This window comes from Catellatospora aurea (genome assembly GCF_042663325.1).
Lineage (GTDB): Bacteria > Actinomycetota > Actinomycetes > Mycobacteriales > Micromonosporaceae > Catellatospora > Catellatospora aurea.
In genome coordinates, this window is record NZ_JBHTAC010000054.1 from 13,907 (window position 1) to 33,407 (window position 19,501).

General features: G+C 71.2%; 18 protein-coding genes. 16 read left to right on the top strand and 2 right to left on the bottom strand.

Annotation, left to right across the window (positions count from 1 at the left end):
* The first annotated feature begins 26 nt into the window (after nucleotides 1-26).
* The 12 genes from ACFQO7_RS33015 to ACFQO7_RS33070 all read left to right on the top strand — a co-directional run bounded on the left by ACFQO7_RS33015 (nucleotide 27) and on the right by ACFQO7_RS33070 (nucleotide 14,344).
* On the top strand, nucleotides 27-1,151 hold the full coding sequence (locus ACFQO7_RS33015; protein ID WP_376810066.1) for a glycosyltransferase family 4 protein: 1,125 nt from the start codon (nucleotides 27-29) through the stop codon (nucleotides 1,149-1,151).
* Entirely contained in the window at nucleotides 1,151-3,376 is a 2,226-nt protein-coding gene (locus tag ACFQO7_RS33020; protein WP_376810067.1) for a hypothetical protein, read from the top strand. The genes ACFQO7_RS33015 and ACFQO7_RS33020 overlap by 1 nt, the downstream gene beginning before the upstream one ends.
* A gap of 40 nt (nucleotides 3,377-3,416) precedes the next feature.
* Nucleotides 3,417-5,108 carry a CTP synthase gene (locus ACFQO7_RS33025; RefSeq protein ID WP_376810068.1) on the top strand — a complete coding sequence of 564 codons (1,692 nt, stop codon included), beginning with the start codon at nucleotides 3,417-3,419 and terminating at the stop codon, nucleotides 5,106-5,108.
* Nucleotides 5,109-5,224: 116 nt separating this feature from the next.
* A complete protein-coding gene (locus ACFQO7_RS33030) occupies nucleotides 5,225-6,634 on the top strand; it encodes an AAA family ATPase (RefSeq protein ID WP_376810069.1) in 1,410 nt (469 codons plus the stop codon).
* Nucleotides 6,634-7,257, top strand: coding sequence for a hypothetical protein (locus tag ACFQO7_RS33035; RefSeq protein ID WP_376810070.1), 624 nt, complete (start codon nucleotides 6,634-6,636; stop codon nucleotides 7,255-7,257). The genes ACFQO7_RS33030 and ACFQO7_RS33035 overlap by 1 nt, the downstream gene beginning before the upstream one ends.
* 15 nt (nucleotides 7,258-7,272) lie before the next feature.
* Nucleotides 7,273-7,872 carry an NUDIX domain-containing protein gene (locus ACFQO7_RS33040; RefSeq protein WP_376810071.1) on the top strand — a complete coding sequence of 200 codons (600 nt, stop codon included), beginning with the start codon at nucleotides 7,273-7,275 and terminating at the stop codon, nucleotides 7,870-7,872.
* A gap of 235 nt (nucleotides 7,873-8,107) precedes the next feature.
* Entirely contained in the window at nucleotides 8,108-9,220 is a 1,113-nt protein-coding gene (gene ald / locus ACFQO7_RS33045; protein ID WP_360534988.1) for an alanine dehydrogenase, read from the top strand.
* 242 nt (nucleotides 9,221-9,462) lie between these two features.
* Nucleotides 9,463-10,392: a ParA family protein gene (locus ACFQO7_RS33050; protein ID WP_203697899.1), complete on the top strand. Its 930-nt coding sequence runs from the start codon at nucleotides 9,463-9,465 to the stop codon at nucleotides 10,390-10,392.
* Between the two features lie 52 nt (nucleotides 10,393-10,444).
* On the top strand, nucleotides 10,445-11,500 hold the full coding sequence (locus tag ACFQO7_RS33055; RefSeq protein WP_376810072.1) for a segregation and condensation protein A: 1,056 nt from the start codon (nucleotides 10,445-10,447) through the stop codon (nucleotides 11,498-11,500).
* 142 nt (nucleotides 11,501-11,642) lie between these two features.
* Complete coding sequence (gene scpB, locus ACFQO7_RS33060) at nucleotides 11,643-12,698, top strand: SMC-Scp complex subunit ScpB (RefSeq protein WP_376810073.1); 1,056 nt, start codon at nucleotides 11,643-11,645, stop codon at nucleotides 12,696-12,698.
* Nucleotides 12,685-13,491, top strand: coding sequence for a pseudouridine synthase (locus ACFQO7_RS33065; RefSeq protein ID WP_376810074.1), 807 nt, complete (start codon nucleotides 12,685-12,687; stop codon nucleotides 13,489-13,491). Before scpB ends, ACFQO7_RS33065 begins: the two co-directional genes overlap by 14 nt.
* Nucleotides 13,492-13,570: 79 nt before the next feature.
* Nucleotides 13,571-14,344, top strand: a complete 774-nt coding sequence (locus tag ACFQO7_RS33070; protein ID WP_376810075.1) for a TIGR03089 family protein — start codon at nucleotides 13,571-13,573, stop codon at nucleotides 14,342-14,344.
* Nucleotides 14,345-14,348: 4 nt separating this feature from the next.
* Here the strand turns inward: ACFQO7_RS33070 and ACFQO7_RS33075 are convergent, their stop codons facing one another.
* Nucleotides 14,349-14,714 carry a nuclear transport factor 2 family protein gene (locus ACFQO7_RS33075; RefSeq protein WP_376810076.1) on the bottom strand — a complete coding sequence of 122 codons (366 nt, stop codon included), beginning with the start codon at nucleotides 14,712-14,714 and terminating at the stop codon, nucleotides 14,349-14,351.
* A gap of 133 nt (nucleotides 14,715-14,847) precedes the next feature.
* Entirely contained in the window at nucleotides 14,848-15,705 is an 858-nt protein-coding gene (locus tag ACFQO7_RS33080) for a hypothetical protein (RefSeq protein WP_376810077.1), read from the bottom strand.
* Between the two features lie 231 nt (nucleotides 15,706-15,936).
* Between ACFQO7_RS33080 and ACFQO7_RS33085 the strand changes: the two genes are divergently transcribed.
* The 4 genes from ACFQO7_RS33085 to der all read left to right on the top strand — a co-directional run bounded on the left by ACFQO7_RS33085 (nucleotide 15,937) and on the right by der (nucleotide 19,458).
* On the top strand, nucleotides 15,937-16,479 hold the full coding sequence (locus ACFQO7_RS33085; RefSeq protein ID WP_376810078.1) for an NUDIX hydrolase: 543 nt from the start codon (nucleotides 15,937-15,939) through the stop codon (nucleotides 16,477-16,479).
* 68 nt (nucleotides 16,480-16,547) lie between these two features.
* Nucleotides 16,548-17,156 carry an endonuclease V gene (locus tag ACFQO7_RS33090; protein WP_376810100.1) on the top strand — a complete coding sequence of 203 codons (609 nt, stop codon included), beginning with the start codon at nucleotides 16,548-16,550 and terminating at the stop codon, nucleotides 17,154-17,156.
* 212 nt (nucleotides 17,157-17,368) lie between these two features.
* Nucleotides 17,369-18,037, top strand: coding sequence for a (d)CMP kinase (cmk, locus tag ACFQO7_RS33095; protein ID WP_360534974.1), 669 nt, complete (start codon nucleotides 17,369-17,371; stop codon nucleotides 18,035-18,037).
* Complete coding sequence (der, locus tag ACFQO7_RS33100) at nucleotides 18,034-19,458, top strand: ribosome biogenesis GTPase Der (protein ID WP_376810079.1); 1,425 nt, start codon at nucleotides 18,034-18,036, stop codon at nucleotides 19,456-19,458. Before cmk ends, der begins: the two co-directional genes overlap by 4 nt.
* Nucleotides 19,459-19,501: the final 43 nt, after the last annotated feature.

The window sequence follows — 19,501 nt, forward strand, 5'->3', positions numbered from 1 at the left end:
CACGGCGGGCGAGGGCAGGAGGACCGTTGACCACGGGGACGGAATGGACCGGCAGCGTCGTGCTGCTGCTCGCCTCCAGCACGGGCGGGATCGGCCAGCACGTGGCCGCGCTGGCCGAGGGGCTGAGCCGGGCCGGGTGCGAGGTGACCGTGTGCGGTCCCGCCGCGACCGAGCAGCACTTCCGCTTCACCGACCGCGGTGCGCGCTTCCACCCCGTCGAGATCCCCGCCGAGCTGCACCCCAGTGACATGCGGGCGGTACGCACCCTGCGCCAGTTCCTGGCCACCTCGCGCCCGGCCGTGGTGCACGCGCACGGGCTGCGCGCCGGGCTGGCCGCCGCGCTGTCGCGCCCACCGTGCCCGCTGGTGACGACCTGGCACAACGCGCCCCTGCGGGCCGGGCTGCGCGGCCGGGTGCACACCCTGGTGGAGCGGATCGTGGCCCGATCCTCCGCGGTCACCCTCGGCGCCTCCACCGACCTGGTCGCGCGCGCCCACGCGGTCGGCGCGGCGGACGCGCGGCTGGCCCCGGTGGCCGCCCCGCGGCTGCGACGCACCCGGCGCAGCCGGGCCGCGGTGCGCTCCGGGCTGGGCCTGCCCGACGGGGTGCCGCTGGTGCTGTCCGTGGGCCGGCTGCACCCGCAGAAGGCGTACGACATGCTCGTCTCCGTCGCGGCGCGCTGGCGGGACATGTCCCCGGTGCCGCGGGTGCTCATCGCGGGCGAAGGGCCGTCGTACCTCGACCTCGCCGCACAGATCTCGCAGCTGCGGTCCCCGGTCACCCTGCTCGGGCACCGCACCGACGTCGGCGACCTGATCGCGGCCGCCGACCTGGCCGTGGTCACCAGCGTCTGGGAGGCCCGCCAGCTGTTCGCGCAGGAGGCCCTCAGCGGCGGGCTGCCGCTGATCGCCACGGCGGTCGGCGGCATCCCCGAGCTGGTCGGCGACGGCGCGCACCTGATCGAGCCGAACGACCCCGACGGGCTGGACAGCGCGGTGCGCAAGCTGCTCGGCGACGAGCAGGCACGGGCCCGGCTGGGCGAGCGCGGCCTGGCGCAGGCCGCCACCTGGCCCGACGAGCAGGCCAGCATCGACGGCGTGCGCGCCGTGTACGCGGAACTGGCCGCCGACGACCGCGCGGGGCAGCGCTGATGCTCCGCCGGCCGGCTCCCCTCCCCACGGCCCTCCTGCTGACCCTGCTGGCGCTGCTCGGTCTCGCCCTCGCCGGGACGGCCTCCCCGGCGGCCGCCGGGCCGGTCGAGGACGACGAGGCCGACTACGTGCTCATCGCCGGCGCGCCCGGGCTGCGCTGGGACGACATCGACGCCGACCGGACCCCGAACCTGTGGAAGCTGGCCGAGCGCGGCTCGATCGGCTCGCTGTCGACCCGGTCCGCGCACACGCCCACCTGCCCGGCCGACGGCTGGCTGACGCTCGGCGCGGGCAACTACGCCGAGCGGACCGGGGTCGGCAAGGAACCCGCCGAGGGCGGCGCCGCGCCCGAGCCGGACTCCCCGCAGCTGTGCCCGAAGCTGGACGTGGCCATCGAGCGGCCGGACGCGATCGGGGCGTACCTGCCCGATCAGGAGGCCGTCGTCGAGCACCAGCGCAAGCTGCAGCACGGCACCGTGCCGGGGGCGCTGGCCGAGTCGGTGCGCTGCACCGCGGCGGTCGGCCCGGGGGCGGCGGTCGCGGCGGCCCGCTCGTTCGGCCGGGTCGACCGGTACCTGCCCACGCTGCCCGCGACGGACAAGGCGCGCAAGGCGCTGACGGAGTGCCTGCTCAGCATCGTGGATCTGGGCGCGATCGACGGGCGTACGCCGTCGCAGCGGCTGCGCCAGGCGGCCGCCGCCGACAAGCTGCTCGGGCAGGTGCTGGCGGCGCGGCCGAAGAACTCCACGCTGCTGGTCGCCGGGGTCGCCGACACCGAGGCCAGCTCGCGGCTGCACGCGGTGATCGCCGACGGCAAGGGCTTCGAGGGCGGCTACCTGACCTCGGCCACCACCGGCCGGGCCGGCTACCTGCAGCTGGTCGACCTCGCGCCGACCGCGCTGCACCTGCTCGGCCGCGAGATCCCCAAGCGGATCATGGTCGGACACGCGGCGGTGCTCGCCGACGGGCGTCCGGCGGACCTGGACCAGGCGACCGCGGCGGGCACCGACGCCGACCGGCGCGCCGCGGCGGCCCGTACCGTGTCGGCCTGGTTCTTCTGGCTGCTGGCGCTGGTGCAGATCGGCCTGTTCACGGCCGTGGTGCCGCTGCTGCGGCGCAGTTACCGCCATGCCGGGCCGACCGGTCCCACCCCGCCCCCGCAGCGGCTGGTGAGCGTCCTGGAGGTGCTGCTGACCGGGGCGTCGTTGGCGCTGCCGGCCGCGCTGATCGCCGGCGTGGTGCCGTGGTGGCGCTTCGGCCGCCGCGGGCTGATCTTCGGCCTGGTCACGGCCGGTATCACCCTGCTGCTCACCTTCGTCACGGTCCGGCTGCCGGTGTACCGCAAGCGCACCCTGGGCCCGGTCGGGGTGGTGGCCGCCATCGCCGCCGCCGTGGTCGGCATCGACCTGCTCACCGGGGCCAGGCTGCAGCTCAACGGCGTCGCCGGCTACTCGGTGCTGGAAGGCACCCGCTACGCGGGCATCGGCATGGTCGGCATGGGCGTGTTCTTCGCCGGGGTGCTGCTCACCGCGGGCACCCTCGCCCAGCTCGTGCCGCACCGCAACCGGCCGCTGCTGGTCAGCGCGATCGGCGCGGCAGGAGTGCTGCTGGTCGGCATTCCGGCGCTGGGCGCGGACGCGGGCGGCGCGGTCGCGCTGACCGCGGGGGTGTGCCTGACCGCGGCGCTGTGTCCGGGCGGCTGGCTCACGTTCAAGCGGCTGGCCCTGGCGATGGCCGCCGGGGTGGCGGCGACCGTGGTGTTCGCGCTGGTCGACGTGCGCCAGCCGGTGGACCAGCAGGGCAGCCTGGGCCGTTTCCTCACCCAGCTGTCCGACGGCACGTCCGGGCCGACGCTCAACCGGCTGCTCGACGCCAACCGCATCGCCCTGGTGACCAGCCCGCTGACCGTGCTGGCGCTGGTGTCGGCGGTGTTCCTGTGGGTGGTGCTGATGCGCCCGTGGGGCGGCCTGAAGCGGCTGTACGGCATCTACCCGCCCATCCGGGCGGCGGTGGCCGGCATCGGCCTGGCGTCGATCCTGGGCGGGCTGCTGGGCGGCGCGGCGCTGAACGTGACCGGCGCCGCGGCGGCCACCGCGATCCCGGTGCTCACGCTCGGGGCGATGCGGGTGCTCGGGCATGCGGCCGACCGGACCCGCGTCGCGGAGGAGGCCCCGTCGCCCGTGACGGTGAGCGACGACACCCCGGAGGCGGTTTCGGGTACGTAGCCCGCGGATGAACGCCTGACCCGTGTTAGGGTGAAACCCCGTGGTAGCAGCGCGGACGACCAAGCATATTTTCGTTACGGGAGGCGTCGCCTCCTCGCTCGGCAAGGGGCTCACGGCCTCGAGCCTCGGCACTCTTCTCACCGCTCGCGGTCTGCGGGTGGTCATGCAGAAGCTCGACCCCTATCTCAACGTCGACCCTGGGACGATGAACCCGTTCCAGCACGGCGAGGTCTTCGTCACCGAGGACGGTGCCGAGACCGACCTCGACGTGGGGCATTACGAGCGCTTCCTCAACCGTGACCTGTCGGCCAAGGCCAACGTCACCACGGGGCAGATCTACTCGGCGGTGATCGCCAAGGAACGCCGCGGCGAGTACCTCGGCGACACCGTGCAGGTCATCCCGCACATCACCAACGAGATCAAGTCCCGGATCCGGGCCATGGCCGAGCCCGACGAGCACGACCGCACCCCCGACGTGGTGATCACCGAGGTCGGCGGCACGGTCGGCGACATCGAGTCGCTGCCGTTCCTGGAGTCGATCCGGCAGATCCGCCACGACGTGGGCCGCGACAACTGCTTCTACCTGCACGTGTCGCTGGTGCCGTACCTGGCGCCGTCGGGCGAGCTGAAGACGAAGCCGACCCAGCACTCGGTGGCCGCCCTGCGCAACATCGGCATCCAGCCCGACGCGCTGGTCTGCCGCTCCGACCGGGAGATCCCGGCGGGCATGAAGAGCAAGCTGGCCCTGTACTGCGACGTCGACGCCGAGGCGGTGGTCTCCGCCCCCGACGCGCCGAGCATCTACGACATCCCGAAGGTGCTGCACCGCGAGGGCCTGGACGCGTACGTGGTGCGCCGGCTGGGCCTGTCGTTCCGCGACGTGGACTGGTCCACCTGGGACGACCTGCTGGAGCGGGTGCACCACCCGGTGCACGAGGTCACCATCGCGCTGGTCGGCAAGTACATCGACCTGCCGGACGCGTACCTGTCGGTGTCCGAGGCGATCCGGGCGGCCGGGTTCGGTCACCGCGCCAAGGTGAAGCTGAAGTGGGTGCCCAGCGACGACTGCCAGACCGCCGAGGGCGCGGCCAAGGCGCTCGCCCACGTCGACGGCGTGGTCATCCCGGGCGGCTTCGGCGTGCGCGGCATCGAAGGCAAGATCGGCGCGGTCAAGTACGCGCGGGAGAACCGCATCCCGACCCTGGGCCTGTGCCTGGGCCTGCAGACGATGGCCATCGAGGTGGCCCGGCACGTGGCCGGGGTCGCCAAGGCCAGCTCGCTGGAGTTCGACGAGCAGACCCCGGACCCGATCATCTCGACGATGGCCGACCAGGAGGACATCGTCGCGGGCAAGGGCGACCTGGGCGGCACCATGCGCCTGGGGGCGTACCCGGCGAAGCTGACGCCCGGCTCGATCGTGGCCGAGGTGTACGGCGCGACCGAGGTCAGCGAGCGGCACCGGCACCGGTACGAGGTCAACAACGCCTACCGCCGCGCGCTGACCAAGGCCGGCCTGCACATCTCCGGCACCTCTCCGGACGGCAAGCTGGTCGAGTTCGTCGAGCTGGACCGGGAGCTGCACCCGTACTTCGTGGCCACGCAGGCGCACCCGGAGCTGAAGAGCCGCCCGACACACCCGCACCCGCTGTTCTCGGGTCTGGTGGGAGCGGCGATCGCCTATGCTCAGGCCGACCAGCTGCCCGTCGGTGCCCCGGCGGCAGCGGCAAGCTGAGGCGGTAGACCCGCTCCGTAGAAGGGCCGCTGCCGAGGTCCTGACCTCCGGCAGCGGCCCTTCTGCCACTAAGCTACCTCCGTACCGAAAGAGCTCCGTTTGACGCAGGAGGGGTCATGCTCACGCGGCTTGAAGTCGACGGGTTCAAGAATCTGTTGAGCTTCAGCGCTGACTTTGGTGCCTTCACCTGCATCGCGGGTGAGAACGGAACCGGCAAGTCGAACATCTTCGACGCGCTTCAGTTTCTGAGCCTGCTCGCTGACATGTCCATGATGGAGGCAGCTCAGCAGGTTCGGGGTGTGCATGGTGAACGACTGGGTGATCCGCGGGACCTGTTCTGGAATGGGTATGGGGCTGCTGAGCACAGGATGTCGTTCGCGGCCGAAATGATTGTTCCCGCCGAGGTCGAGGACGATTTCGGTCGGATTGCGGCACCCACGATCTCCTTCCTGCGGTACGAGCTTGCCATCGGTTACCAACCGCCAAAGGGTGCCGAAAAGCTGGGCAGGCTGAGACTTCTTCATGAAGAGCTGCGGCACATCAACCAAGGCGATGCCGCCGGACGCCTAGCCTTCCCGCACAGCGCCAAAGAGTTCCGGTCCAGCGTGATCTTCGGAAGACGTGCCGGAAAAGCGTTCATCTCCACGACGATGGAGAGTGGAGAGCCAGTCATCAGCATCCACCAGGACGCTGGTAGCCGAGGCCGGCCCCGCCCCGCAGCCGCGTCGCGTGCTCCTGCAACCGTGGTCAGCACGATTACCAGCAGCGACGACCAGACGATCCTGGCTGCCCGTCGGGAGATGCAGTCGTGGCGACGACTTGCGTTGGAGCCCTCCGCACTCCGGACGTCGGATCGCTATGTCGATCCGCGGGAGATGGGTGCAGACGGTCGGCATCTCGCGGGTGCGCTTTACCGTGTGGCTGCGCTGGCTGAGGACGCTGATCCGCGAAAGGTCTATGCCAGCGTCGCTACCCGGCTGGCTGAGCTCTCGGGCGTATCGGTTCAAGGCCTTGAGGTGGTCGCCGATGATGTTCGAGAACTTCTGACGGTCTACCTGCAGGAGCGCGACGGCTTCCGGCTGCCAGCGCGTAGCCTGTCGGAAGGTACTCTGCGGTTCCTGGCACTGTGTGTGCTCCTCGAGGACTCGTCTGTTCAAGGCCTGCTCTGCATGGAGGAGCCGGAGAACGGCATCCACCCTGCGAACATCGGCTCGATGGTTCGCGTCGTGCAGGACCTTGCTGTCGACACATCGATGGCACCTGGGAAGGACAACCCCTTCCGCCAGGTCATCATCAATACGCACTCACCCTGGGTGGTGCAGTTGACCTCGCCCGATGACTTGTTGTTCGCAACCTCGATGCGTAGAACAGCTCCGGACGGTAGCCGTGCTCGAGGGCTGGTCCTGCGGCCCATGCGCGATACTTGGCGGGCGAAGGTCACTCCTGAGCTGGCGATTTCCAAGGCAGACATTCTTCCATATCTAGCTGCGCCAATCGGTGCTCAGCTGACACTGGACGGCTTCTGATGAGGCGGATCCTGTTTCTTGGCGAGGGAACCAGCGACGAGGGGATCGCTGTTCACGTTGAGCGCATCGCCGAGGGCTACGGCCTTGATGTCGCGCTCACGGTCCCAGATCTGGCTTTACTTCCACTGAAGGATCGGACCGTTCGTGGCAAGTTGGAAGCAGTGATGACGCTCGGGGCATCCTTCGACCTCGTCGTGGTCCATCGCGACAGCGACAATGTTGATCGACGCCAGCGCGAGCAGGAAATCCGAGAGGCTGTGGAGCTTGCCGTGCCGAAATGTCCCCACGTGGCGGTGGTACCGGTGAAGATGACTGAGGCATGGCTCGTTCTGGACGAGAGCAGTATCCGCTCGGTAGCTGGTAACCCGGGCGGTCGGATGCCGTTGGGCCTGCCTAGCCCACGAGAGGCCGAGCGTGTTGCGGATCCCAAGCAGGTTCTGAAGGAAGCACTGGTCACGGCATCCGGTCTAGCGGGACGGAAACGGACTATTTTTCAACGAGGTTTTTCACATCAGCGACGTCAACTTCTCGAACGGCTCGATCACAACGGTGCTGTTCGGCATCTGCCGTCCTGGCGGACGTTCGTCACGGATCTCCAGAACGCATTCTCGACGCTCTCTTGACGTATTCTCACGCGGGTGACGTTTGAATACGAGGTCGTCGGCAGCACCGAGCGGTTCAACGGGCGCGTCTTCCGGGTGGTCACCGACCAGGTGACGATGCCCGGGGGTGCGGTCGCCGGGCGGGACGTGGTGCGCCACGTCGGCGCGGTCGGGGTCGTCGCGCTGGACGACGCCGGCCGGGTGGTCCTGGTCCGCCAGTACCGGCACCCGGTTGGCCGCTACCTGTGGGAGCTGCCCGCGGGTCTGATCGACGTGCAGGGCGAGGGCCTGGCCGCCGCGGCGCTGCGCGAGCTGGCCGAGGAGGCCGACCTTGCCGCAGGCCAGGTCGACCTGCTGGTGGACATGTTCACCACGCCCGGCTGCAGCGACGAGATGATCCGAGTCTTCCTGGCCCGCGACCTGTCCGAGATCCCCGAGCACGAGCGCCACGCCCGCGCCGACGAGGAGGCCGACATGCAGGTCGATCTCGTCCCCTTGGACGAGGCCGTGGCCATGGTCTTCGACGGCCGCATCACCAACGGCCCGGCCGTCGGCGGCCTGCTCGCCGCCGCCCGCGCCCGCGACGAGGGCTTCAAGAACCTCCGCCCCGCCGACGCCCCGCTCCCGCCCCGCTGACGACCGCCGGGCGGGCGGTAAGAGGTAAATATCCGATTCAGCACTATCCTTGAGTTGATCGCAGGGCGGCAGGTCTGCCGTGTTGACACCATGTCAAGCCGGCAAGGCATCAGCTTGCATCCTGTCAAGCGCTTCGGGCCGTTTTCCGGGCCTAGACTGCCGCCGCGGGGGGTAGACCTGGGGCAACGGTGCCGTCGGGCCCTCCCGCAAGCGCAGGATCGAGGAAGGTGCAGTCGTGAAGGTCGGTATCCCCCGCGAGGTCAAGAACCACGAGTACCGGGTGGCGATCACCCCGGCGGGCGTACACGAGTTCGTCCGCAACGGACACGACGTCGTCATCGAGACCGGCGCCGGTCTGGGCTCCTCCATCACCGACGAGGAGTACGTGGCGGCCGGCGCGCGCATCCTGCCCACCGCTGACGAGGTGTGGGCCGAGGGCGAGCTGATCCTGAAGGTCAAGGAGCCCATCGCCGAGGAGTACCACCGCATGCGCGAGGGGCAGGTGCTGTTCACCTACCTGCACCTGGCCGCGTCCAAGGAGTGCACCGACGCGCTGATGACGCAGAAGGTCACCGGCATCGCGTACGAGACGGTCGAGACCGCCGACCGCGCCCTGCCGCTGCTGGCCCCGATGAGCGAGGTGGCCGGCCGGCTCGCCCCGCAGGTCGGCGCGTACCACCTGATGCGCTTCGCGGGCGGCCGGGGCGTGCTGCCCGGCGGCGTGCCCGGCGTGCGCCCGGCCAAGGCCGTCGTCATCGGCGCGGGCGTGTCCGGCATGAACGCCGCGACCATCGCCCACGGCCTGGCCTTCGAGGTCACCGTGCTGGACAAGAACATCAAGAAGCTGCGCGAGGTCGACCAGCAGTTCCACGGCCAGGTCCGCACCGTCATGTCGAACGCGTTCGAGCTGGAGAAGGCGGTGCTGGAGGCCGACCTGGTCATCGGTGCGGTGCTGGTGCCCGGCGCGAAGGCCCCGACGCTGGTCAGCAACGAGCTGGTGAGCCGGATGAAGCCGGGCAGCGTGCTCGTCGACATCTCGATCGACCAGGGCGGCTGCTTCGAGGACTCGCACCCGACCACCCACGCCAACCCGGTGTACAAGGTGCACGAGTCGGTCTTCTACTGCGTGGCGAACATGCCCGGCGCGGTCCCGCACACCAGCACCTACGCGCTGACCAACGTGACCCTGCCGTACGCCGTCGAGCTGGCCAACTACGGGTGGCAGGAGGCGCTGCGCCGCGACCCCGCCCTGAAGCTGGGCCTGAACACCCACGCGGGCGAGATCACCTACGGCCCGGTGGCCGAGGCGCACGGCCTCACCGCCGTGGACGTCGACTCGCTGCTCTGACCAGTGTTTTCCTGAGGCCGGTGGCGCTCGCGCGTCGCCGGCCTCATGCTGTTCACGTCGCGCGGTGACCGGGTCCGGCCGGGATCGTGAAGACACGCCGAGCCGTGGCGGTACGCCGAGGTGGTCGGTGACGTACAGTCGGACGACGACGACACGCATGCGGCCGGTCGGGGAGCTGATGGCCCACTCACGACGGTGCCTCATCCGGCCGGACGGATGTCGTCGGGAAGGGCGTAGCGGAGATGGCAGGCAACGGGCGCGCGGAGGCATGGACCTCGACGCTGCGGGCGGAACAGTCCCGCATGGACCTCGGTGCTGACCTGGGTCCGGCTGATCCGTCGGCCTACACCGCCCGCAAGGAGATCCCCGAACCGATGCCGACCGATCGGCACGGCCCAGCGCGGATCATCGCGATGGCGAACCAGAAGGGCGGCGTGGGCAAGACCACGACCACCATCAACCTGGGCGCGGCCCTGGCCGAGTACGGCCGCAAGGTGCTGCTCGTCGACTTCGACCCGCAGGGCGCGCTGTCGGTGGGCCTGGGCGTCAACCCGCACAACCTCGACCTGTCCGTCTACAACCTGCTCATGCAGGACGACGTGACCGCCGAGGACGTCATCATCAAGACCGACGTCGCCGGGCTGCACCTGCTGCCCGCCAACATCGACCTGTCGGCCGCCGAGATCCAGCTCGTCAACGAGGTCGCCCGCGAGATGGCGCTGGCCCGCGTGCTGAAGACGGTGCGCAAGGAGTACGACTACATCCTCATCGACTGCCAGCCGTCGCTGGGCCTGCTGGCCATCAACGCGCTGACCGTCGCCCACGGCGTGCTCATCCCGCTGGAGTGCGAGTTCTTCAGCCTGCGCGGGGTCGCGCTGCTGCTGGACACCATCGACAAGGTGCGCGAGCGGCTCAACTTCGACCTGGAACTCGAAGGCATCCTCGCCACCATGTACGACAGCCGCACCACGCACTGCCGCCAGGTGCTGCAGCGCGTCGTCGAGGCGTTCGGCGACAAGGTGTACCAGACCGTGATCACCAAGACGGTCAAGTTCCCCGAGTCGACCGTGGCCGGCGCGCCGATCACGTCCCTGGATCCCGCCTCGTCGGGCGCGCGCAACTACCGGCAGCTCGCGCGTGAGGTCATCGCCGCCGAGGCCGCCCGCCGGTGATCGGGGCCCACCGGCCTGCACCCGCGAACTGACCTGCTGGGATACTTGCGGCGTGAGCGATCCCGTGGTGACGGCCGACCCGGCCGGAGAGCAGTCGGCTGAACCGTCCGGTTCAGGCCGCTTCACCGTGCGGCTCACCAACTTCGAGGGTCCCTTCGACCTGCTCCTGCAGCTCATCGGCAAGCACAAACTCGACGTCACCGAGGTCGCGCTGCACCGGGTGACCGACGACTTCATCGCCCACATCCGCGCCATGGGCAAGGAGTGGGACCTCGACGAGGCCAGCGAGTTCCTCGTCATCGCGGCGACCCTGCTCGACCTGAAGGCCGCCCGGCTGCTGCCCGCCGCGCAGGTCGAAAACGAGGAGGACCTCGCCCTGCTGGAGGCCCGCGACCTGCTGTTCGCGCGGCTGCTGCAGTACCGCGCGTTCAAGCAGGCCGCCGCGTTCATCGCCGACCTGGAGGCCCACGGCGGGCGGCGCTGGCCGCGCTCGGTCGCGCTGGAGGAGCGGTACGCCGAGGCGCTGCCCGACCTGGTGCTCGGCATCGGGGCGGACCGGTTGGCCAAGCTCGCGCTCAAGGCGTTCACCCCCAAGGCGGCCCCGCCGCTGGTCTCCGTCGCGCACATCCACCAGGTCCGGGTCAGCGTCCGCGAGCACGCCGAGCTGCTGCGCACCCGCCTGTTCGAGCTGGGCACCGCCACCTTCTCCACCCTCACCGAGGACTGCGAGAACACCCTGGAGGTCGTCGCCCGCTTCCTGGCCCTGCTGGAGCTGTACCGGGAGGGGCTGGTCGGTTTCGACCAGGAACTGGCGCTCGGCGAGCTGACGGTGCACTGGACCGGCGGCGAGACGGCCGCCGGCGACCTCGCGGTCGACGACTACGACGGCGACGACGAGGCCAAACAGGCCCTGGCCGCCGAGGTACGGAACCGGCCCGACGACGAGCCCGACAGCGACGAGCCCGCCGACGACCGTGACGACGACGAGCCGGACGACGAGCCGGCCGAACCGGAGTCGGACGCGGACGATCCGGGTACGCAGGAGGCGGCGGCCGAGCCCGCAGCGCAACAGCCCGGCAAGGGCGGGGGAGCAGAACACCATGACTGACAACGAGTCCCTCGAACAGCAAGCAGCCTCCTGGGTCCCTCCATGGGCCCGCACCCCCACCCCCGAGGAAAGCAAAGGCACCTTCCCATCGGATTCCGTAGCGGAAGGGCACCTTCCCAACGCGGAGCCGGAGGCTGCGCTGGTGGAGGAGCCGGACACGGCTGCCGAGCCGGCGGACGACAGCCTCGACTGCGGGCCCGACGACCTGGCCGGTCCCCTGGACGCCGCCGGACCCGACGATGCGGCGACCGTGGCCGAACCGGGCGACCTGGCGGAATCCGAGCCACAGGACATCGTCGAGTCGCAGGACGCCGTCGAGTCGCGGGACGCGGTCGAGGCGCTGGCCGCTGTCGAGGACGAGCCGGAGGCCGCGGCGGCTGGCACTGCGGAGTGGGAAGGCGCGTTCGACGCCCAGCCCGCCGGCCTCGCCGAAGAGGCGGTTGCCGCCACGGACGAACCGGTGGCGCAGCCGGAGCCGGGCGAGCCGGACGAGGACGACGTGGCGGAGATCGTCGCCGTCGACGACCTCGCCGCGGCGCTCGGCCTGGACGAGCCGACCGTGCCGGCCTTCGACGTGGACGGGCCGGACGACAGCGGCGAGGCCGCCGTGGCGTACGCCGGAGCCAAGCTCGCCACCCCGCCGCCCGGCCTGGCCGAAGCCGACCTCGTGCCCACCCTGGAGGCGATCCTGCTGGTCGTCGACGAGCCGGTCAGCGAGCTGACCCTCGCCGAGGTGCTGGAGGTGCCCGCCGAGCTGATCGCGGGCACGCTGATCGACCTGTCGGCGTCGTACACCCGCCAGAACCGCGGCTTCGACCTGCGCCGCGCCGCGGGCGGCTGGCGGCTGTACACTCGGGCCGAGTACGCGCCCTACGTGGAGCGCTTCGTGCTCGACGGGCAGCAGCTCCGGCTCACCCAGGCGTCCCTGGAGACCCTGGCCGTGGTCGCGTACAAGCAGCCGGTGACCCGCTCGCGGATCTCGGCGATCCGCGGCGTCAACTGCGACGGCGTCATCCGTACCCTGGTCACCCGGGGCATGATCGAAGAGTGCGGCACCGAGCCCGAGTCGGGCGCCTTCCTCTACCGCACCACCAGCCTGTTCCTGGAGAAGCTGGGCCTCGACTCCGTCGACCAGCTCCCGCCGCTGGCCCCGTTCCTACCTGACAACGTCGAGGAGATCGCTGATGAGCAGCGCTGAAGCACGAACCGAAGGCGCTGAGCGGCTGCAGAAGATCCTGGCCCAGGCCGGTGTCGCGTCCCGCCGGGCCAGCGAGGACCTGATCGCCATGCGGCGGGTCACCGTCAACGGCAAGGTCGCCAAGCTCGGCGACAAGGCCGACCCGATCGCCGACGTCATCCACGTCGACGGCCAGCGCATCGTCACCGACGCGAACCTGGTCTACCTGGCGATGAACAAGCCGCGCGGCGTGGTCTCGACGATGGCCGACGACAAGGGCCGCGAGGCCGTCGCCGACTACATCGGCAACATCTCGACCCGGGTGTACCATGTGGGCCGGCTCGACGCCGACTCCGAGGGCCTGCTGCTGCTCACCAACGACGGCACCCTCGCGCACAAGCTGATGCACCCGTCGTACGAGGTGCCCAAGACGTACCTGGTCGAGGTCGTCGGGCCGCTGCCGCGGGTGGTCGGCCGGGAGCTGATGGCGGGCGTGGAACTGGAGGACGGCCCGGCGCGGCTGGACGACTACCGCCTCAAGCAGGCCATCGACAAGCAGGCGCTGATCGAGGTGGTGCTGCACGAGGGCCGCAACCGCATCGTGCGGCGCATGTTCGACCACGTCGGCTTCCCGGTGCAGCGGCTGGTGCGCACGGCGATCGGCCCGATCAAGCTCGGCGACCTGAAGGCCGGCCGGCACCGCCGCCTCAACGCCGGCGAGGTGGCCGCGCTGTTCAAGATCACGGACCGCAAGGGCCGCGGCGCGGCGCAGGAGGAGACGATCCGCGAGATCCCCGAGGTGTACGAGGACTAGGCCGCGTCGCCGGTCCGGGTCCCCCCGCGTGGGTATGGTGGTCGGGATCGCCGCACGCCAACCGCCAGGGAGCCGCCCGATGCAGCCGACGACCGTCACCGACCTGCCCGCCCTGCTCGCAGGGGACGCGGTGGCCGGCGCCGACCGGCCGCTGCTGACCTATTGCGACGACGCCACCGGCGAGCGCGTCGAACTCACCGCGGTCGAACTGGGCGGCCTGGCCGCGCGTACGGCCGGGCTGCTGCGCGAGGACTGCGGGCTCGACACCGGTTCCCGGGTCGCGGTGCTGCTGCCGCCGCACTGGCAGACCGCCGCCGTGCTGCTGGGCGCGTGGTCGATCGGGGCCGCCGTGTCGTTCCGGCCCTGGGCCACCGCGGGACTCGCCCCGGTCGGCCAGGGCGAGAACGATCCCCTGGACGCGCTGTTCGTCAGCCGCCAGCGGCTGGACAGCTGGCTGGAGCAGGTCCCGCAGGCGCGGCACCGCTACGTGCTCGGTCTCGCGCCCGGCGGCGCACCGCTCGGCGAGGTGCCGGACGGCTACCGGGACTTCGCCGCCGACGCCTCCCGCCACCCGGCGAACCTGCCCGCGTACGGGGCGTTCGGCAGCACCGACGCCGCGAGCCCCGACGGCACCACCTACCGGCAGTGGGGCGGCCTGGCGCAGGGCGTCGCCGACCAGCTCGGCCTGCGCGCGGGCGACAGGCTGCTGGTCGACGTCGCCAAGCACGAGCAGCCCGTGATGTGGCTGCTGACCCCGCTGGCGGCGGGCGCGTCGGTGGTGCTGTGCGCGAACCTGGACCGCGCCAACCTCGACGCCCGGATCGCCGCCGAGGGCGTCACCCGGGTCATCTGAGCGGTCAGGCGTCCTGGCGCAGGTAGGTGGCGTGGCCTTCGCGGACGAGGCCGCCGTCGAAGACGAGGACCTCGTTGACCAGCTGGCCGCGGTGGTTGCGGTAGTTGATGACGACGGTGTCGATGCCGGCGTACACGGCCTCCACCGTGAAATGAAGGCCCGGCAGCCGTTTCAGGCCTTCGTCCCAGTACTTCCGCAGCGCGTCCTTGCCGCGTACGACCCCGCCGGTCTCCGGGAACAGCTGGGCCGCCAGCGGTGAGGAGAACACGACGTCGTCGTGGAAGTGCGCCAGCACCGCCGCCACGTCACGCGCGTTCCACGCCGCGACCCAGCGCCGGCTGAACTCCGTCGCCTCCAGCTCGTTCGGCATAGGCACCCCCGTCCAGGCAGTGGGCCCCGCCCGCCGGGACCCGACGCCTGAAACTAACCCGATCCGGCGGCCGTACCCGGGCAGTGTCCGCTCCGTGGAACAGGCCGCGCTGCGGTCCGGTGATCCGCCGGGTTCAGTTCAGCAGTGCGTTGACGATCAGGGTCGCGTTGTCCTCGTGCTTGGCGTACGCGTCGGGGAACGCCGAGATCTGCACCGACTGCGCGGCGCGGGTCAGGGACATGTCCTCCCAGCCGTCGATCTGCACGAGGCGGCGGTAGAACGCGCCGGCCGCGTACGACGGCTGCATGATCTCCTTGACGGAGCCCCAGCTGCCGCTGGCGCGCTGCTGGAACAGGCCGATCGAGTCGTGGTCGGAACCGGTGCCCTGGTGCGGGTAGTTCAGCGACTCGGGCACGACGTGGCTGGCCACGTTGTAGAGGCGGCTCTCCTGCATGGCGGTGGCCACGCCGACGATCATCGCCCACTTGGTCAGGCCCATGGACTGGGCCTTCTTGACGATCGCGGCGGCGTTGTCCATCTGCTGGCGGTCCATGCCGGCGACCAGCTTCACGACCCGTACCACCGGCTTGGGCTTCGGCTTGGGTTTGGGTTTCGGCTTGGGCTTCGGCTTGACCGCGGGCGTGCCTGGCTTGGCGGCCCGCAGCTGCGGCAGGCGGTGCAGCAGCGCGCTGCTGGTCACGTCACTGGCGGCGAGCATGGCGGGGGAGGCCACGGCGTTGCCGGGCAGCAGCTCGGCGGTCGGCGGCTCGACGACGGCGGGGCCGCCGGCGCCGGAAAGGATTGCGACGGCGCCGACGCCGGCGAGCGCGGCTGTGGTGAGCAGGGGAGCGAGCAGGCGTTGCGCTCGGGACCGCTCGCGGCGGTGCCGAGCTTGCCAGCCGTCGTCACGGCGGTGCCGACCGGAGGCGGGGGAGCCTTCGGTGTGGGCGGTGCGGCGGTCTTGCTGATCACGGGGGGTATGCGGGGGCATTGGCCGATATTAAGAAGGCATAAGCCCAGGTAAAAGGGGGTGCTATCAGATTTCTCCCAGGGTGGTGCTGATTTGGCCCGAATTGCTCGTACTTGTTCTCAAGATTGTTTCTGACCAGGGGTTTCGTGAGGCCGCCTCGCACTTCGGGAGCGCCCGTCCTGCCGGGATGATCGATGAAGTCGGGCGCGGGCCTGCGCCGGCCCGGCAGCGTCGGGCACTAGCATCGGGCGGGTGACACAGACCCTGCATGCCGACGCCGTACGACTGCTGACCGACTGGCGCCCGCCCGCCGACGCGGCGGCCGACTGGACCGAGACGATGGCGCTGCTGGAGCAGGGTCCCCGGGTGATGGGCAAGCCGCACCCCGACGGCCACGTCACCGCCAGCGCGATCATCGTCTCCCACGACCGCACCCGCATCCTGCTCTGCCTGCACGGCAGGCACGACATCTGGTGCCAGCTCGGCGGCCACCTCGAACCCGAGGACGGCGACCTCGCCGCGGCCGCCCTGCGCGAGGCCACCGAGGAGAGCGGCATCGCGGGCCTGGTCGTCGACCCGGTGCCGGTCGACGTGGACGTGCACCACGTGAACTGCGCGGGCAGCCCCAACCGGCACCACGACGTGATCTTCCTGGTGCACGCGCCCGCGGACGCGGTGGCGCAGGTCAGCGAGGAGTCGCACGAGCTCGGCTGGTTCTCCCCGGACGCGCTGCCCAGCCCGCTGGGCACCGACACCGCGCGTGTGGTGCGCAACGCCATGGCCCGGCTGGGCTGAGCCAGGTGAGGGTGCCGCACGAGCCCTGGCCGGCCGACGAGGCCGAGGCGCTGCGTCAGCAGCTCGCCCTGCGCGAGCGGGTCGAGCCGGCCGCGCCGCTGCCCCTCGTGCGGACCGCGGCCGGGCTGGACGTGTCGTACGACGGGGAGACCGGGCGGGCCGTGGCCGCCGTCGTCGTGCTGGACCTGGCCACGCTGACCGTCGTCGAGGCGGTCACCGCGGCCGGCGAGGTGAGCTTCCCGTACGTGCCGGGCCTGCTGGCGTTCCGGGAGCTGCCCGTGCTGGTCGACGCGCTGGAGCGGCTCACGGTCACCCCGGACGTGCTGGTGTGCGACGGCTACGGGATGGCGCATCCGCGCCGCTTCGGGCTGGCCTGCCACGTCGGCGTGCTCACCGGGCTGCCCGCGTTCGGGGTGGCGAAGACGCCGTTCACCTCGGCGCACGCCGAACCCGGGCCGGGCCGGGGCGACTGGTCGCCGCTGACCGAGGACGGCGAGGTGCTCGGCCGGGTGCTGCGGACCCAGCCGAAGGTCAAGCCGGTGTTCGTCTCCGTCGGGCACCGCGTCGACCTCGACACCGCCACGGCGCTCACGCTGGCGCTGTCGCCGCGTTTCCGGCTGCCGGAGACCACCCGGCACGCCGACCAGCTCTCGCGCCGCCTGCTCGCCGCCCGTTGACAGCCCGCGTGGGGTGACGCGGCTCACCAGGTGTCGGAATGAGCACGTCGGCGCAGCCGAGCAGGCCGGGTTCCGGCAGGTCAGGGTGGGAGAGGCGGGCCGGATGTGGCCCGTGGGACGTGTTCTGCGCCGCGTGGAGCCCCTCTGCCTGATCGGTGTCCGGACGGACCGGGCAGAATGGGAGCATCAAACCTAGGGGCGGAGGATGGGTCGTGGCTGAGTTGCGCTGCGTGGTCGCGGTGGACGGGCCCTCGGGCTCGGGCAAGTCGACGGTGTCGCGCCGGCTGGCGCAGCGCCTGGACGCACGCTACCTCGACACCGGCGCGATGTACCGGGCGCTGACCTGGGCCGTGCTGCAGGCCGGGGTGGACCTCACCGACCCCGACGGCATCGCCAAGGTGGCCGTCGACTGCGAGCTGATCATCACGACCGACCCCGAGCGGCCCTCGATCAGCGTGAACGGCGAGAACGTGGACGGCCCGATCCGCGGCGGCGAGGTCACCTCCGCCGTCTCCGCGGTCTCGGCGGTGCCGTTCGTCCGCCAGGTGCTCACCTCCCGCCAGCGCGCGATCATCGAGGAGTCGGCCCGGATCGTCGTCGAGGGCCGTGACATCGGCACCGTCGTCGCCCCCGACGCCGACCTGAAGGTCTTCCTGACCGCCTCCTCCGCCGAGCGGGCGCGCCGGCGCAGTGCCGAGAACGCCGTCGACCACGCTGCGACCGAGGCCGACCTGGCCCGTCGCGATCACCTGGACTCCACCCGCAAGGTCAACCCGTTGCAGCAGGCCGCCGACGCGGTCGTGCTCGACTCGACCGAGCTGGGCATCGATGAGGTCGTCAGCGAGCTGCACCGGCTGCTGACGGCAAGGAAGGCAGTATGAGTAACACGGAATGGACCGAGCTGGAGGTCGTCGACCAGCCGAAGCCGGAGGAAGCTCCGGTCACGCCTGTCGTCACGCCGCAGCCGGTCCTCGCGGTGGTGGGCCGCCCCAACGTGGGCAAGTCCACCCTCGTCAACCGCATCATCGGCCGCCGCCAGGCGGTGGTCGAGGACATCCCCGGCGTGACCCGGGACCGGGTGGCGTACGACGCGACGTGGTCGGGCCGCAAGTTCACCGTCGTGGACACCGGCGGCTGGGAGCCCGACGCCAGGGACCGGGCCGCGGCCATCGCCGCGCAGGCCGAGGCCGCCATCGCCGCCGCCGACGTGGTGCTGTTCGTGGTCGACTCGTCGGTCGGCGCGACCGACGAGGACGCGGCCGCGGTGAAGATGCTGCGCCGCAGCTCCAAGCCGGTGCTGCTGGTGGCGAACAAGGCCGACAACCAGAACATGGAGTACGAGACGCACGCCCTGTGGTCGCTCGGGCTGGGCCAGCCGTGGCCCGTGTCGGCGCTGCACGGCCGCGGCTCCGGCGACCTGCTCGACGCGGTGCTGGAGGCGTTCCCGGAGCAGGCCCCGCTGGAGGACCACGTGCCGGGTCCGCGCGGCCCGCGCCGCGTGGCGCTGGTCGGCCGCCCCAACGTCGGCAAGTCCAGCCTGCTCAACCGGCTCGCGCGGGAGGAGCGCTCGGTCGTCGACTCGGTCGCCGGCACCACCGTCGACCCGGTCGACACCCTGGTCGTCATCGGCGGCCAGACCTGGCAGTTCGTCGACACGGCGGGCCTGCGCAAGCGCGTCGGCAAGGCCAGCGGCACCGAGTACTTCGCCTCGCTGCGCACCGCCGCCGCGATCGAGACCTCCGAGGTCACCGTCGTGCTGCTGGACGCCAGCGAGGTCATCAGCGAGCAGGACCAGCGCCTGCTGTCGATGGTGTCGGAGGCCGGCCGCGGCGTGGTGCTCGCCTTCAACAAGTGGGACCTCGTCGACGCCGACCGGCGGCACTACCTGGACAAGGAGATCGACCGGGAGCTCAAGCGCATCCCGTGGGCGCTGCGCGTCAACATCTCCGCGCTGACCGGCCGCGCCGTGGAGAAGCTCGCCCCGGCGCTGCGTACCGCGCTGGCCAGCTGGGAGAAGCGCATCCCGACCGGGCAGCTCAACCAGTGGCTGACCGCGCTGGTGCAGGCGACCCCGCACCCGGTGCGCGGCGGCCGGGCCCCGCGCATCCTGTTCGCGACCCAGCCCAGCGTCTCGCCGCCGAAGTTCGTGCTGTTCACGACGCAGCCGCTGGACCCGGGCTACGTCCGGTTCGTGGAGCGCAAGCTGCGCGAGGAGTTCGGCTTCGAGGGCAGCCCGATCGACATCGCGGTCAAGCCCCGCAAGGAGAAGGGCCCCGGCGGTCGCGGCCGGACCCACGGCTGACCGTCCACGAAGCCCCGTCGCGCCGGAAGGCGGGCGGGGCTTC